11 protein-coding genes are annotated in these 16,115 nt (G+C 69.0%); 9 read left to right on the top strand and 2 right to left on the bottom strand.

Translation table 11 applies throughout. The features are described from left to right. Nucleotides 1-62: 62 nt before the first annotated feature. From gshB to ACW174_RS06730, 4 genes are all read left to right on the top strand, one after another. The gene (gene gshB, locus ACW174_RS06745; RefSeq protein WP_492016877.1) at nt 63-1,004 is read left to right on the top strand and encodes a glutathione synthase; all 942 of its coding nucleotides are present in this window, start codon (nt 63-65) and stop codon (nt 1,002-1,004) included. Between the two features lie 150 nt (nt 1,005-1,154). Beyond that, nucleotides 1,155-2,741, top strand: coding sequence for a YifB family Mg chelatase-like AAA ATPase (locus ACW174_RS06740; protein WP_492016876.1), 1,587 nt, complete (start codon nt 1,155-1,157; stop codon nt 2,739-2,741). Between the two features lie 43 nt (nt 2,742-2,784). Beyond that, entirely contained in the window at nt 2,785-4,314 is a 1,530-nt protein-coding gene (locus ACW174_RS06735) for a response regulator (protein ID WP_492016875.1), read from the top strand. A gap of 52 nt (nt 4,315-4,366) precedes the next feature. Further along, nucleotides 4,367-6,049, top strand: coding sequence for an AmpG family muropeptide MFS transporter (locus tag ACW174_RS06730; RefSeq protein ID WP_492016874.1), 1,683 nt, complete (start codon nt 4,367-4,369; stop codon nt 6,047-6,049). A 21-nt stretch (nt 6,050-6,070) separates the two neighbouring features. Here the strand turns inward: ACW174_RS06730 and ACW174_RS06725 are convergent, their stop codons facing one another. Continuing rightward, entirely contained in the window at nt 6,071-8,353 is a 2,283-nt protein-coding gene (locus ACW174_RS06725; protein ID WP_492016873.1) for an NADP-dependent malic enzyme, read from the bottom strand. Between the two features lie 295 nt (nt 8,354-8,648). On the opposite strand from ACW174_RS06725, the gene ACW174_RS06720 reads away from it, so the two are divergent. Genes ACW174_RS06720 through ACW174_RS06710 form a run of 3 tightly spaced genes read left to right on the top strand, consistent with a single transcriptional unit; the run spans nt 8,649 to nt 12,072 of the window. Continuing rightward, nucleotides 8,649-10,787, top strand: a complete 2,139-nt coding sequence (locus ACW174_RS06720; RefSeq protein WP_492016872.1) for a TonB-dependent receptor — start codon at nt 8,649-8,651, stop codon at nt 10,785-10,787. Next, nucleotides 10,697-11,890, top strand: coding sequence for a PepSY-associated TM helix domain-containing protein (locus tag ACW174_RS06715; protein ID WP_492016871.1), 1,194 nt, complete (start codon nt 10,697-10,699; stop codon nt 11,888-11,890). The genes ACW174_RS06720 and ACW174_RS06715 overlap by 91 nt, the downstream gene beginning before the upstream one ends. After that, a complete protein-coding gene (locus ACW174_RS06710) occupies nt 11,887-12,072 on the top strand; it encodes a hypothetical protein (protein WP_492016870.1) in 186 nt (61 codons plus the stop codon). The genes ACW174_RS06715 and ACW174_RS06710 overlap by 4 nt, the downstream gene beginning before the upstream one ends. Here the strand turns inward: ACW174_RS06710 and dapF are convergent, their stop codons facing one another. Beyond that, nucleotides 12,073-12,906 (bottom strand): diaminopimelate epimerase, encoded by an 834-nt coding sequence (dapF, locus tag ACW174_RS06705; protein ID WP_492016869.1) that lies wholly within the window; start codon nt 12,904-12,906, stop codon nt 12,073-12,075. 153 nt (nt 12,907-13,059) lie between these two features. Between dapF and ACW174_RS06700 the strand changes: the two genes are divergently transcribed. Further along, nucleotides 13,060-13,806, top strand: coding sequence for a potassium channel family protein (locus ACW174_RS06700; RefSeq protein ID WP_492017247.1), 747 nt, complete (start codon nt 13,060-13,062; stop codon nt 13,804-13,806). Nucleotides 13,807-13,908: 102 nt separating this feature from the next. Next, nucleotides 13,909-16,080, top strand: coding sequence for a prolyl oligopeptidase family serine peptidase (locus ACW174_RS06695; protein WP_492016868.1), 2,172 nt, complete (start codon nt 13,909-13,911; stop codon nt 16,078-16,080). Nucleotides 16,081-16,115: the final 35 nt, after the last annotated feature.

Raw genomic sequence — 16,115 nt, 5'->3', positions numbered from 1 at the left:
GGGTTGCGCCAACCCGTCCCGGCGCCCATTAGCCAAGCTCCCCAACGCCGGAAGGACAGCTCATGCTGAAGGTCGCGATCCAGATGGACCCCATCGAAGGGGTCAATATCGAGTCCGACACCACATGGCTGCAGGCCATGGAGGCCCAGAACCGGGGCTATCCGGTCTGGGTCTATGATTTCCGCACCCTGGCGCTGGAGGACGGCGTCCTGTTCTGCCGCGCGCGCCCGGTGACCCTGAAGCAGGTGGTCGGGGACCATGTGAGCTTCGGCGACGAAGTGAAGCTGGACCTGTCGAAGGATGTCGACGTCATCCTGATGCGTCAGGACCCGCCGTTCGACATGGCCTATGTGACCGCCACTTATCTGCTGGAGACGGTGCATCCGAAGACGCTGGTGGTGAACGACCCTGCCGAGGTGCGTTCGGCCCCCGAGAAGCTCCTGGTCACGAAATTCCCCGGGCTGACCCCGCCGACCCTGATCAGCGCCGACCCCGTCGCGCTGGTCGACTTCCATCAGCGGCACGGCGACGTGGTGCTCAAGCCCCTGCACGGCGCCGCCGGTTCAGGCGTGGTCAAGCTGAAGGCCGGCGACCCCAATCTCGAGGCCCTGGTCGAAATCCACATGACCGGGAGTCGCGATCCGCTGGTGATCCAGAAATTCATCCCCGCCGTGTCAAAGGGCGACAAGCGGATCATCCTGATCGACGGCGAGCCGGTCGGCGCCATCAACCGCGTCCCGGCCAAGGATCAGGTTCGCTCCAACCTGCGCGTCGGCGGGACGGCCCAGCCGGTCGAACTGACCCCGCGCGATCTGGAAATCTGCAAGGCCATCGGGCCGACGCTGAAGGACCGCGGGCTGATCTTCGTCGGCATCGATGTGATCGGCGACTATCTGACCGAGATCAACGTCACCTCCCCCACGGGCGCGCAGCAACTGCTGGCCTTCACGGGCGTCAACGCCGCCGCCCTGATGTGGGACGCGATCGAAGAGAAGCGGGCCTAGGCAGCAGGCAGCAGGCAGCAGGCAGCAGGCAGCAGGCAGCAGGATTTGCGATCCGGCGCCGACGGAAAGGCTCTCCTGCCTGCTGCCTGATTCCTGTTGCCTTAACCTTTGGTTCGTGTTTCGTTCTCTCCCGGATAGCGGGAGGGCGCGATGCACGCCAGCGTCGTCACGGTGGCTTTCGAAGGCGTCGACGCCCGGCGGGTGGACGTCCAGGTCCAGCAACTGTCGGCGGAAACGCCGTCCTTCACCATCGTCGGACTGGCGGACAAGGCGGTGGCGGAAAGCCGGGAGCGAGTGCGCGGCGCCTTCGCCGGGATCGGGCTGGCCCTGCCGTCCAAGCGGATCATCGCCAATCTGGCGCCGGCCGACCTGCGCAAGGAAGGCAATCATTTCGACCTGCCCATCGCGCTGGCCCTGCTCGCCTCGATGGGTGTGCTGCCGGCGGACGCCCTGGCCGGCTGGGCGGCGGTGGGCGAGCTGGGACTGGACGGCCAGATCGCGCCGGTCGGCGGGACCCTGCCCGCCGCAGTGGCCGCCGACGGCATGGGACTGGGCCTCATCTGCCCGGAGTCTAACGGGCCCGAGGCCGCCTGGGCGGGGGAGGTCGCGGTTCTGGCCCCGCGTTCGCTGATCGCCTTGGTCAATCACTTCAAGGGGACGCAGGTGCTGCGGCGGCCCGAGCCGGGGGCGATGCGCTCCGGCGAGCGCGTGCCCGACCTGCGCGACGTCAAGGGACAGGAAAGCGCCAAACGGGCGCTGGAGATCGCGGCGGCGGGCGGTCACAACCTGCTGTTCGTCGGTCCGCCGGGCTCGGGCAAGTCGATGATGGCGGCGCGCCTGCCGGGCCTGCTGCCGCCCCTGACCCCGAAGGAGTTGCTGGAAACCTCCATGATCTGGTCGGTGGCCGGGCTGATCGAGCGCGGCGCCCTGACCCGCGACCGGCCATTCCGCGCGCCCCACCATTCCGCCTCCATGGCCGCCCTGACCGGCGGCGGCCTGCGCGCGAAACCCGGCGAGGCCTCCCTGGCGCACAACGGCGTGCTGTTCCTTGATGAGCTCCCGGAATATTCCGCCCAGGCGCTGGAGTCCCTGCGTCAGCCGCTGGAGACGGGCGAGATCGTCGTCGCCCGCGCCAACGCCCACGTCCGCTATCCGGCGCGGTTCCAGCTGGTGGCGGCCATGAACCCCTGCCGGTGCGGGCTCGGCGGCGCGGGGCGGGGCGCCTGCGGCAAGGCCCCGCGCTGCCAGCGCGACTATCGCAACCGCATCTCCGGCCCGATGTTCGACCGCATCGACCTGACGGTGGAAGCGCCGCCGGTCACCGCCGCCGACATGGCCCTGCCGTCACCCGCCGAAGGCACGGCGGAGGCGGCGGCGCGGGTTCTGGTCGCGCGCGAGATGCACACCGAACGCCTGCGCGACGCGGGTCTGGACACGGACGCGGCCTGTGAGCAGGCCGTCAACGCCCGCACCTCCGGCGAACTGCTGGACCGCTTCGCCACCCCCGACGATCCCGGGCGGGCGCTGTTGATGAAGGCGGGGGAGGTCGGCGGCCTGACCGCGCGCGGCTGGACCCGCACCCTGCGGCTGGCCCGCACCATCGCCGATCTGGACGGGTGCGACGGCGTCCTGCGCCGTCACGTGGCCGAGGCCCTGATCTATCGCCGCTCCACCGCCGAGGCGAGCGACGCCTTCGAGGCCCGCCGCGGGCAACAGGCGGTCACGCCCGCGTGGTGATGTTTTAAGGTCTTGCGGTCACAGTGGCGTGGAGGAGAGCCCCATGCCCCGGCGACGGACCGAACAGCCAGCCCCACCGACGCCCGCCACGGGCTCGGCCGAGCAACAGTTCCTTCGTCTGATGAGCCACGAGATGCGCACGCCCCTCAACGGGGTGATCGGCATGCTGGGCCTGCTGTCCCGAACCAAGCTGGACGGCGCCCAACGCGCCTATGCCGAGGCCGCGCGGTCCTCCGCCGAACACCTGCTGGGTCTGGTCAACGACCTGCTGGACTATGCCCGGCTGGAGGCCGGCAAGCTGGAGTTCGACGCCGCCCCGGTGGATCTGGAGGCCCTGGTGCGCGGCGTGGCCGAACTGCTGAGCCCCCGCGCCCATGACCGGGATCTGGAGATCGCCTGGTCGGTCGCCGCCGACGCGCCGGACGTGCTGGCTGACGAGGGCCGCCTGCGGCAGGTGCTGTTCAACCTCGCGGGCAATGCCGTGAAATTCACCGGCGCCGGCGGTGTCCGCATCGCCGTCGAACGCGCGGGCGGGACCGACGCCGCTCCCCGGCTGGCCTTCATCATCGACGATACGGGCCCCGGCGTTCCTCCCGAAGCCCGCGAACGCATCTTTGAGGAGTTCGGCCACGTCGATCTGACCGACGCCAGCCGCTTCGGCGGCGCGGGTCTGGGGCTGGCCGTGGTGCGCAAGCTGGCCGCCGCCATGAACGGCGCCGTCACCGTCGCGGACCGTCCCGACGGCCCCGGCGCCCGCTTCCGCTTCGAGGCGCCGTTCGAGGCGGTTCCCGGCGCCGAACGGGGCCGCCCCCTGACCGGTCAGGCGGTCGCTGTGATCAGCCCCGATCCCTTCGTCCGCCAGACCGCCGCCGCCCAGATCGAAGCCTCGGGCGGAGCCGTCGCGGCGGACGCCGCCGTCGTCCTGGTCGATCACGCGGGACGGACGAACCCGCACGGTCTCGCCACACGACCGGCCGACAGCCGCGCCGTGGTCCTGCTGAAACCGTCCGAACGCGAGCTGATCGCGCGCTACCGCTCCGCCGGCTTCCACGGCTATCTGATCAAGCCCCTGCGCCGCGCCTCCCTGGCCGAGCGGGTGCTGGCCGCCGCCGGGACGCAGACGCCGACCCTCGTCGGCGCCCGGACCGCGCCCGCCGATGACGACCGCGTCCTGCCCGGCCGCTTCTCCGGCACCCGGGTGCTGCTGGTTGAGGACAACCCGGTCGGCGCCCTGCTGGCCTCCACCCTGCTGAAGCGCGAAGGCTGCGCGGTCGAGACCGCCGCCAGCGGGGACGAGGCGCTCGCCGCCATGAAGCGCGCCCGCTACGACCTGGTCTTCATGGACATGCGGATGCCGGGCATGGACGGCCCCACGGCCGCGCGCGAGCTTCGCGCCCGGGGCGACCGCACCCCCATCGTCGCCCTGACCGCCAACGCCTTCGCGGAGGACCGCAAGGCCTGCCTCGAGGCCGGGATGAACGACCATCTGGTCAAGCCGCTGGAGCTGGAATCGCTGCGCGCCGCCCTGTCTCGCTGGACGAACCGCGAAGTCCGCGCCAAGGTCGCCGTCTGATTTGACGACGCCGTAGTTCGCAAGAATTTGGGGGGCGTCCGGAGACGCACCCATGACCGACAGCCCGACGCCCGCCAGCGAGGTCGCCGCCTTTCAGCCCGCCCCGAAAGGGCTCGGGGTGCTGAAAGCCGCCTTCCGCGAGCGCCGCACGCTGGCGATGCTGCTGCTGGGCTTCTCCGCCGGCCTGCCCTTCGCCATGCTGATCGGCACGCTGAACGCCTGGCTGACCGAGGCCGGGGTTTCGATCGCCACCATCGGCATTCTGAGCTGGATCGGTCTGTTCGGCGCCTTCCGCTTCCTGTGGTCGCCCGCCGTGAGCTGGACCCCGCCGGTCCTCGGCAAGCGGTTCGGCCGACGCCGGAGCTGGCTGCTCGTGCTGCAGGTCGTCATCGGCGTCTCCCTGTGTCTGGTCGCGCTGTCGCGCCCCGAGTCCGGCGTGCTGGGCCCCTTGGCGCTGGGGGCGGCCCTGGGCGCCTTCGCCTTCGCGACGCAGGACATCGTCATCGACGCCTGGCGCATCGAGGTCGCCGACGAGACGACGCCCATCGACCTGCTGTCCACCATCTACCAGCTCGGCTACCGCACCGCGGCCCTGGCGGGCGGGGCGGGCTCCCTCCTGCTGGCCACCGCCATCGGCTGGCCCGGCGTCTTCGTCACCGCGGGCGTCCTGATGACCCTGGGCCTGATCGGCACCCTGATCGCCCCGGAACCCACGCCGGCGTCGCAGGCCCATGTGGCGCGCGAGCGACGGGGGTCGCCGCGGCTGCGCCTGATGATCCTGGTCGCGACCCTGGCGGCCTGGGGCTGGGCGGCCTTCATGCTGGTTCGCTTCATGATCATCGCCCTGACCTCCAGCCCGGCGCCCAGCGCGGGCGAATTCACTGCCGCCTGGGGCCCGTGGATCGTCGGCGCGACGGTCATTCTGCCCGCCGCCCTGGCCGGCCTGATCGTGTGGAAGGGGCGAAGCGCGACGGAGGCCGAATCCGTGCGCGCGCCCCGCTTCGCGGACGGCCTGTACGACGCCATCCTGGCCCCGCTGGTCGAGCTGATGGGGCGACTGGGCTGGGGCGCGGTGATCGTGCTGGGCCTGATCCTGACCTACCGGATCACTGACGGGGTTTGGGGGCCCTTCGCCTTCCCCTTCTATATGGGCGACACGGGCGGGGCGCTGGGCCACACCAAGGCCGAGGTGGCGCTGGCGTCCAAGACCTTCGGCGTGGTCATGACCATCGTCGGCATCGGTCTGGGCGGCTGGGCCCTGCTGATCATCGGCCGGATGTGGAGCCTGCTGATCGGCGCCATCCTGTCGGCGGCGACCAATCTGCTGATGATGGATCTGGCGCTGGGGGCGCCTGTGCTCAGCCCCTTCATGCGCGCCACCCACCTGTACGACCTGTTCGGCGCCTTCCAGATCGGCGAGCCCCTGTCCCGGCTGATGCTGGCCATCGCGGGCGAGAACATCGCCGGCGGCTTCGCGGGCGCGGCCTTCGTGGCCTATCTGTCGGCGCTGTCGAACCGGACCTTCGGCGCGGTCCAGTTCGCGGTCTTCATCTCGCTGGCCCTGCTGATCGGCACGCTGGGTCGCGGCGCCCTGGGCGAGCTGATCGACGCGCAGGGTTATGCGCCGATGTTCGCCATCGCCGCTTGGCTGGGCCTGCTGGCGGTGGTCTTCTGCCTGCTGGAATGGGTGCGCGGCGCGTTCGAGCGCCGCAAGCTGGCGGCCGCCCGGGTCTGATAGCCCGGGCGGCGTCGGGGCCTATTCGTCGCCCGCGGCGCCCTCGTCATAGGCGGCGAAGGTGGCGGCGGTGATGATCTCGCTGACCGAGGCGCCCAGAGAAACGATCTGCACCGACTTCTCCAGTCCGACCAGCAGCGGGCCGATCACGGTCGCGCCGCCCAGGGACTGGACCAGACGCGTCGAGATGGCGGCCGAATGGATGGCCGGCATGACCAGCACATTGGCGTGGCCGGTCAGGCGCATGAACGGATAGTTGGCCCGCAGTTCCGGCTCCAGCGCCAGCTCCGGCGGCATTTCGCCCTCGTATTCGAAATCGACGCCCTTGCTGTCGAGGATACGGATCGCCTCGCGGACCTTCTCCCCGCGTTCGCCCGGAGGATTGCCGAAGGTCGAATAGGACAGGAAGGCCACGCGCGGTGTCTTGCCCAGCTTGCGCACCGTGGCGGCGGCGGAGATGGCGATCTCGGCCAGTTCGGCGGCGTCGGGCAGTTCGTGAATCGAGGTGTCGGCGATGAACAGGGTCCGCCCGCGCGACAGCAGGATCGACAGGCCGATCATCCGTTCCTTGACGTCGAGGACGCGGCGGACCTCTTTCAGCACCATGTTGAAATTGCGGGTCACGCCCGTGACCATGGCGTCCGCCTGGCCGCGCGCGCACATGGTGGCGGCGAAATAGTTGCGGTCCTGATTGATCATCCGCTGCACGTCCCGGCGCAGATAGCCCCGACGCTGCAGCTTGTTGTAGAGCCAGTCCGTGTATTCGAGATTGTGGTCCGACACCCTGGCATTGACGATCTGGATGTCCATCTCGTCGAAGTTCAGGCCCGCCTCGGCCGCGTTCTTGCGGATCAGTTCCTCGCGCCCGATCAGGATCGGGGTGCCCAGTTCGGCCTGTTTGAAACCCCAGGCGGCGCGGATGACGGCGGTCTCTTCACCCTCGGCGAAGACGATGCGCTTGTTCGGCGCGGCCCGCACGGCGCCCGAGATATTCTGCATCAACGCCGCGGACGGATCGAGGCGCGAGCGCAGCTGGGTGCGGTAGGCGTCCATGTCGGTGATGGCGACGCGCGCCACGCCGGTGTCCATGGCGGCCTGGGCCACGAAGGGCGGGATGTACCAGATCAGACGCGGATCGAACGGCGTCGGGATGATGTAGTCGCGCCCGAACTTCAGCTTGCGCCCGCGATAGGCGGCCGCAACCTCGTCCGGCACGTCCTCGCGCGCCAGGGCGGCCAGGGCCTGGGCGCAGGCGATCTTCATCTCGTGGTTCACCCGCCGCGCACGGACGTCCAGCGCGCCGCGGAACAGGTAGGGGAAGGCCAGGACGTTGTTGACCTGGTTCACATAGTCCGACCGGCCGGTGGCGATGATGGCGTCGGAGCGGACCGACAGAACATCCTCGGGCGTAATCTCCGGGTCCGGATTGGCCATGGCGAAGATGATGGGATTGGGGGCCATGGACGCCACCATCTCCTTGGTGATCGCGCCCTTGGCGGACAGGCCCAGCACCACATCGGCGCCGACCATGGCTTCAGCCAGTGTGCGCAGCGGGGTGTCGGTCGCATGGGCGGCCTTCCACTGGTCCATGCCCTCGGGCCGGCCCGTGTAGACCACGCCGTCGCGATCGCAGATGACGGTGTTCTCGGCCCTGACGCCGGCGGCCTTCATCAGGGCGATGGAGGACAGGCCCGCCGCTCCGGCGCCGGCCAGAACGACCTTGACGTCCTCCAGCCTTTTGCCGGTGACGTGGCAGGCGTTGATCAGGCCGGCGGTCGAGATGATGGCCGTGCCGTGCTGGTCGTCGTGGAAGACGGGAATGTCCAGCAGGTCCTGCAGTTCGGACTCGATGACGAAACATTCCGGGGACTTGATGTCCTCCAGATTGATGCCGCCCCAGGTGTCGCCGATGTTCTTCACGACGGTGATGAACTCGTCCGGGTCCGTGGTCTTCACCTCGACGTCGAAGCTGTCGACGTCCGCGAAGCGTTTGAACAGGACGGACTTGCCCTCCATCACCGGCTTGGACGCCATGTGACCGAGATTGCCGAGACCGAGAATGGCCGTGCCGTTCGAGATCACGGCGACCAGATTGCCCTTGGACGTATAGTCATAGGCCTTGTCCGGATCCGCGGCGATGGCCAGCACCGGCACGGCCACGCCGGGCGAATAGGCCAGGGACAGGTCGCGCTGGGTGGCCATCGGCTTGATCGGCGCCATCGAGATCTTGCCCGGGGCAGGCAGGCGGTGGAAGTCCAGCGCGTCCTGATCGGAGAAGGTCTGTTTGTCTGTCAGGTCGGGCATGGCTCTCGGCGTTTCCGGTCGCGGGTTCGCGTGTTCATTTGACCCTTTTCCTAGTCCCCGGGGCCGCAGGGGACAACCGCTGACGGAAGGGAAGCCTGGCCCCGGCCACACGGGCCGCGCCGCCCGAACATCGCTTTCGCTGTCCGGAAAATGTGACAGACCCCGACGGGTTTGAGCGGATTTCCGCCCTTGCGCCCGCGTGCGACCACACAGCACCGGCCAGGCGGTTGTAACCGGCGGGCGCGACTGTTAGTGCGACACGTTCTCATTATCAGCCCTCCCCAAGGCCTCCTCCGTGACCCTGCGCTCCCTCCTCCTGCTGTCCACCGCCGCCGGCCTGACGCTCGCCGCCGCGCCGGCCCTGGCCCAGACCGCCCCTTCGACCGAGCTTGGTGACGTCATCGTCACCGGCTCGCAGGTTCGCCAGGCGCCGGCCTATGCGGGCGGTCAGGTCGCGACCGGCGGGCGGGTCGGCATGTTCGGCTCGCAGGACGTGATGGACACCCCCTTCGCGGTCACCAGCTACACCGAGGAACTGGCCCGCAATCAGCAGGCGCGCAGCATCGGCGACGTCCTCCAGAACAACCCGGCGGTGCGCGTCACCAAGGGCTTCGGGAATTTCCAGGAGCTCTACGTCATCCGCGGCTTCCCGGTGTACTCGGACGACATGACGTACAACGGCCTCTACGGGGTCCTGCCGCGTCAGTATGTGGCCTCCGAACTGGTCGAACGGGTCGAGGTGTTCCACGGACCGACGGCCTTCCTGAACGGCGCCGCGCCCGGCGGCTCGGCCGTCGGCGGCGCGATCAACCTGACTCCCAAACGGGCGGGCGACGCCCCGCTGAACCGCGTCACCCTCGGCTGGGACGGGGGTGACGCCCCGTACGCCGCGGGCGATTTCTCGCGCCGCTTCGGACAGGACAATGAGTGGGGCGGCCGCCTGAACGTCGCCGCCCGCGACGGCGAGGGCACGATCGAGCGCGAGAACCGCGAACTGCAGGTCCTCGGCCTGGGCGTCGACCGCCGCGGCGACCGCGCCCGCTTCTCGGCCGACTTCGGCTGGCAGAACCATCGCATCGACGCCCCGCGTCCGACCGTGACCCCGAACGGCGCCGTGCCGACCCCGCCGTCCGCCGACATCAATTTCGCCCAGCCCTGGACCTATACCGACGAGGAGCAACTGTTCGGCGTCGTGCGCGGCGAGTTCGACGTGACCGACGACCTCACCGTCTGGGCGGCGGTCGGCGGTCGCAGCGGCAAGGAAGACAATGTTCTCGCCAACCCGAGCAGCGCGCCGGACGGCACGCTGAGCGCCTACCGCTTCGACAATGTCCGCGAGGACCATGTCTTCTCGGCCGATGTCGGCGTCCGCTTCGAGGTGACCACCGGCTCCATCGACCACACCTTCGTCGCCTCGGCCTCGCAGGTGCAACTCCGGTCCGAGAACGCCTACGCCTTCTCGGACTTCGCCGGCTTCGCCAGCAACCTTTACAACCCGGTCGACGTCGCCCCGCCGACCCCGGACTTCTTCGTCGGCGGAGATCTGGACAACCCCCTGACCACCGAGCGGTCGCGGGCCTCCAGCTTCGCCATCGCCGATCAGATGTCCTTCCTCGACGGCCGCCTGCTGGCCACGGTCGGCGCGCGCTATCAGGAGATCGAGACCGGCGCCTATGACTACAACACCGGCGTGAAGAGCTCCGGCTACGCGGGCGACGCCGTCACCCCGGCCTTCGCCCTGGTCTTCAAGCCGAACGACCGGATCTCGCTCTACGCCAACTACGCCGAGGCCCTTGTCCCCGGCAAAACGGCCCCGAACGTCGTCGACGGCCAGATCGTGGCCAACGCCGGCGAGGTGCTGGACCCGTTCCGCGGCGAGCAGATCGAAGCCGGCGTGAAATACGACGGCGGCCTGTTCGGCGCGTCGCTGAACGTCTTCCGCGTCACGCTGGCGAGCGAGTCCTTCGATCCCGCCACCGGCATCTACGCCGCCGACGGCGAACAGGAGAACCGGGGCGTGGAGCTGTCGCTTTATGGCGAACCGATCCAGGGCCTGCGCCTGCTGGGCGGCGCCGCGCTGACGGACACCGAAATCACGACGGGCGCCGAGGCGATCGGCGTGCCGGACTTCCAGACCAATCTGAACGTGGAATGGGATGTCGCCGCCGTGTCCGGCCTGACGCTGGAGGGGCGGGTGGTTCACACCGGATCCCAAACCGTCAGCCCGACCGTCGATCTGGACGCGTGGACCCGTTTCGACGCGGGTGTGCGATACCAGTTCGAGGCGGGCGACCGTCCGCTGACCCTGCGCGCCCGGGTCGAGAACTTGGCCGATGAAGACCAGTGGGTCGCGGTCGGCGGTTATCCGGGGGCCAACTACCTGACCCTCGGCGCGCCCCGCACCGTCCGGGTCTCGATCTCGACGGACTTCTGAGCCGCATGAAGCCGGGCACGATCCGCGCCTGGGGCTGGGTCCACAAATGGTCGAGCCTGGTCTCGACCATTTTCCTGCTGATGCTTTGCATCACAGGGCTTCCGCTCGTCTTCACGCATGAGCTGGACCATGTCCTGCTCGGCCATGACGAACAGGCGTCCGTCCCGGCGGATGCGCCGATGCTGAACCTCGACCAGGTGCTCGACCTGGCCCTGTCGCGCCATCCCGGCGAGGTTCCGGCCTTCATGAGCTTCGACGAGGACCGGCCTGTGGTGAACGTCACCAGCGTCGATCCGAACGGTCCGGCGGACAAATACACCTTCCAGCCGATCGACCAGACCACGGGCGAAGCGGCCCCCTTGGTCGCGGGTCACCCGGTGATGGAGTTCATCCTCCAGCTTCACACCGACATGTTCCTGGGGCTGGCGGGGATGCTCTTCCTCGGCGCCATGGGGCTGCTGCTGGTCGCGGCCCTGGTCTCGGGCGTGGTGCTGTACGCCCCCTTCATGCGCCGCCTGCCGTTCGGCACGGTGCGGGCGAAGAAGGCCGCGCGGACCCGCTGGCTCGACTATCACAACCTGCTCGGCGTGGTGACCGTGGCCTGGGTGCTGGTCGTGGGGGTGACGGGGGTGGTCAACACCCTGGCCGTGCCGATCATCGCCTACTGGAAAGACACGGCCCTGAAGGAGCTGACGGCGGCCTACGACGCGCCGGTCAGCCTGACGGAGCGAAGCTCGCTGGACGCCGCGGTCGAGCGGGCGAAGCTGGCCCTGCCCGGCAAGAGCCTCCAGTTCGTGGCCTTCCCGGGGTCCAGCTATTCGACCGACAACCACTATGCGGTCTTCTTCCACGGCGACACGCCGCTGACCGAGCACCTGACGACGCCCGCCCTGATCGACGCCCGGACGGGCCAGTTGGCGGCGGTGGCGCATTCGCCCTGGTATGTGAAGGCGCTGTCCCTGTCGCAACCGCTGCATTTCGGCGACTACGGCGGCCTGCCGCTGAAGATTCTCTGGGCCCTGCTGGACCTGATCACCATCGTGGTGCTGGGCAGCGGCCTCTATCTGTGGCTGGCCAAGGCGCGGAAGCGGGTCACGGCATGAAGACCGGCGCCTACGGACTCAAGGTGATCTTCGCGATTCCGCTGGTCGTGGCGATCCTGTCGCTGATCGGCCTGATCGGCGCCCTTCTGGGCGACGGCGTCTGGGATGGGGTCGGCTGGATCGGCCTCGGCGCCTGTCTGGCGGTGACCGGCTGGGCCCTGATCGCCCGGCGGCATCGCTAGTCAGACCGCCAGCAGCCCTGTCCGTTCGACCTCCACCGGGCCGGTCATGAAGACGTGGTCCGAGGCCTCGTCCCAGTCGATCCGCAGGCGACCCCCGTCCACGTCCACAGTGGCGTGACGACCGGTGATTCCGCGCCGGGCCGAGGCCACCAAGGCCGCACAGGCGCCGGTGCCGCAGGCCCTGGTCAGGCCCGCGCCGCGCTCCCACACCCGCAGGCGGATATGGTCAGGCGACAGGGCGTGGACGAAGCCGACATTGACCCCTTCCGGGAACATCGGGTGGTGCTCGACAAGCGAGCCCGAACCGCGCACGAAGCCGTCGTCGGGCGTCTCCCCGACGAAGAAGACCACGTGCGGATTGCCCATCGAGACCGCGCCCGGCGTGTGCAGCAGGGGCGCGTCGATCGGGCCGACCTGCAGCTCGATGCCGCGCGTGTCCATCTCTTCGGCCAGCGGCACCTGATCCCACTTCAACCGTGGTGCGCCCATGTCCACCGTCACCTGACCGCCTGCCGCCCGCGTCGCCACGGTCGGGCCGCCGGCGGTGTCGATCACCACCCGGTCCTTGCCGGTCGATTCCATCAGCACCCAGCCAACGCAGCGCAGGGCGTTGCCGCAGGTCTCGACCATGGTCCCGTCGTTGTTCCACACACGCATGAAGGCGTCGGCGCTGTCGCTGGGCTCGATGGCGATCAGCTGGTCACAGCCCTCGCCCGTCTGCCGATCGGCGATGGCGCGCACCTGCTCGACCGTCGGCGTGAACGGCGTTTCCAGCGCATTGACGACCACGAAGTCGTTTCCGGCGCCGTTCATCTTCAGGAAGGGACGGGTCATTTCATCTCGCATATAGCGTCGCGGTGGACCTGACGCGAGCGAACGGCGTTAAGCTGGGCCATGAGTCGCCAGTCGCCCCCTCGCAAGACCGCCCCGAAGACCGCTGCGACGGTCAGTCCCCCCAAGGCCGAAGGGCTGCGCCTGCGGGCCCGGATGCGGTATTTCTATCACGGCACGTCGCCGCTGGCGGTGAAGTTCCGGCTGGCGGTCATCGTCATCGACTTCGCCATCATCGCCTTCTTCCTGGCCGCCCCGATCCTGCGCGAGGCGGGCCTCGTCTTCTATGTGATCGACTATCTGATCGCGGTCATCCTGGTGGCCGACCTGACCGCCCGGGCGCTGGCGCACACGGACCTGAAGGACTGGCTGAAGAAGCCCGCGACCTGGGTGGACCTGTTCGTGCTGGCGACCCTTCTGTTCCCCTACTGGCTGTTCAACCTGGGCTTCCTGCGCCTCATGCGCCTGTGGACCCTGCTCCACTCCGACTTCTTCTGGCGCACCATCGGGCACAGGTACGACGACACCCGGGTGGAGGAGATCACCAAGGCCCTCGCCTCGCTCGTGACCTTCATCTTCGTGGTCACCGGCTTTGTCTACGCGACCTTCCGGGGCGCGCATCCGGGCATCACCGGCTATCTGGACGCGCTGTATTTCACCGTCGCCACCCTGACCACCACCGGCTTCGGCGACATTACCCTGCCGGGCAACTGGGGTCGGGTGCTGTCGATCGTGGTCATGCTGACCGGCATCACCCTGTTCCTGCGGCTGGCCCAGACCATTTTCCGGCCGCACAAGATCAGCCACGACTGCCCCACCTGCGGCCTGAAGAAGCACGACCCCGACGCCGTGCACTGCAAGGCCTGCGGCGTGGTCCTGTGCATTCCGGACGAAGGCGCGTGACGCTGCGTCGCATGACAAAGCCGTAAGGTTCGGCCCCCGCGTCTTGCCGGAGGGGCGACGCCCGATAAGGTGCCGCCGACATTTTCCCGGGGGACCACCCATATGATCCGTTCCGCCGCGCTCGTTGCGCTCCTCGCCTCCACCGCCCTTTCGAGCGCCGCCATGGCTCAAGCCCCCCAAAGTCCCGCCCCCGCCGCCGCCGCGGGCTTCGCCACCTCCGACGCCACCGATCCCTATCTGTGGCTGGAAGAGGTCGAGGGCGAGCGGGCGATGGAATGGGTCCGCGCCCACAACGAACGCTCGCTCGGTGTGCTGCAGGGCGACCCCCGCTACGCCCCGCTGCATGCCCAGGCGCTGGAGATCGTCCAGTCGCGCGACCGCATCCCCGGCGTCGGCTTCAACCACGACGGCACGCTCGACAACTTCTGGCAGGACGCCACCCACGTTCGCGGCGTCTGGCGCACCACCACCCTGGACAGCTACCGCACGGCCGAGCCGCAGTGGGAGACCATTCTCGACATCGACGCCCTGTCGACCGCCGAGGGCAAGAACTGGGTCTACAAGGGCGTGACCTGCCTGCCGCCGCAGGAGACCCGCTGCCTGGTCAGCCTGTCGGACGGCGGCAAGGACGCCGTCACCGTGCGCGAGTTCGACCGCGCCACCCGCACCTTCGTCGCCGACGGCTTCATCCTGCCGGAATCCAAGGGCGGCGCGTCCTGGGTCGACGAGAACACCCTGCTGGTCTCGCGCGACTTCGGCGCCGGCACCCTGACGGACTCGGGCTATCCGCGCACCGTCCGCCTGCTGCGTCGCGGCCAGTCGATCGAACAGGCCCCGGTCATCTTCGAAGGCCAGCAGACCGACGTCTCGGTCAGCGCCTACACCCTGCGGGACGCCGACGGCGTGGTGAAGGCCACGCTCATCAACCGGGGCATCAACTTCTACGACGGCGAGACCTGGCGGCTGGACGCCGACGGCACGACGACCCAGCTGCAACTGCCGTCCAAGTCCAACATCAACGCCCTGATCCAGGGCCAGTTGGTGATCACCACCGATCAGGACTGGACCGCCCCCTCAGGTCAGGAATTCAAGACCGGCGACGTCATCGCCTGGAACCTGGAGCAATGGCTGGCCAACCCGGCGACCCCCGCCCAGCTGGTCATCCGCCCGACCGAGCGCGAGGCGATTGAAGGCATCACCGCCACCCGCAACAAGCTGGTCGTGGCCCTGTACGAAAACGTGCGCGGCTCGGTCTACGTCTATCAGCCCAACCCGTCCGGCGAATGGGGCCGCACCCGTCTGGACCTGCCGCAGAACGTCACCGTCGGCGTCGGCTCGGCCTCGGAACAGAACGATCAGGTCTTCGTCAGCGTCGCCGGCTATCTGAACCCGTCCAGCCTCTATCTGGCCGACGCCGCCACCGGTCAGGCCGATGTGGTCAAGTCCCTGCCCGCCAAGTTCGACGCCACCGGAATGGTGGTCGAACAGTTCGAGGCGCGCAGCGCCGACGGGACCATGATCCCCTATTTCGTGGTCCATAAGGGCGACATGCCGATGGACGGGTCCAACCCGACCCTGCTGTACGGCTACGGCGGCTACCAGAACTCCCTGCTGCCCGGCTATTCGGCCACGGTCGGCAAGCTGTGGCTTGAGCGGGGCGGCGTCTATGTGGTCGCCAACACCCGCGGCGGCGGCGAGTTCGGCCCGCGCTGGCACCAGGCGGCCCTGCAGCAGAACCGCCAGCGCGCCCATGAGGACTTCCAGGCCGTGGCCCTGGACCTCGAGGCGCGCAACATCACGAGCCAGCCCCGCCTCGGCATCATGGGCGGCTCGCAAGGCGGCCTGTTCATGGGCGCCATGCTGACCCAGCGCCCGGACCTGATCAACGGCGCGGTCATCCAGGTGCCGCTGTTCGACATGCTGCGTTTCCACAAGCTGCTGGCCGGCGCCTCGTGGATCGCGGAGTACGGCAACCCGGACATCCCGGAGCAGCGGGCGTGGATCGAGCAGTACTCGCCCTACCAGAACCTGCGCGCGGGCCAGCCCTATCCGGAGGTCTTCATCCACACCTCGACCAAGGACGACCGCGTCCACCCGGGCCACGCCCGTAAGGCGGCGGCCCGTCTGGAGGCGCTGGGCTATCCGGTGCTGTTCTATGAAAACACCGACGGCGGCCACGCCGCGGGCGCCAACCTGCAGGAGACGGCCCGCCGTCTGGCCCTGGAATACACCTACCTGTCCCGCCGCCTGATGGATTCCCCGGCGCAGGAATAGCAACTGTACGATCCGCTCATCCCCGCGAACGCGGG

The sequence above is a fragment of the Brevundimonas sp. AVps31 genome, from assembly GCF_058681355.1.
This window is presented reverse-complemented; position numbering and strand designations above follow the sequence as displayed.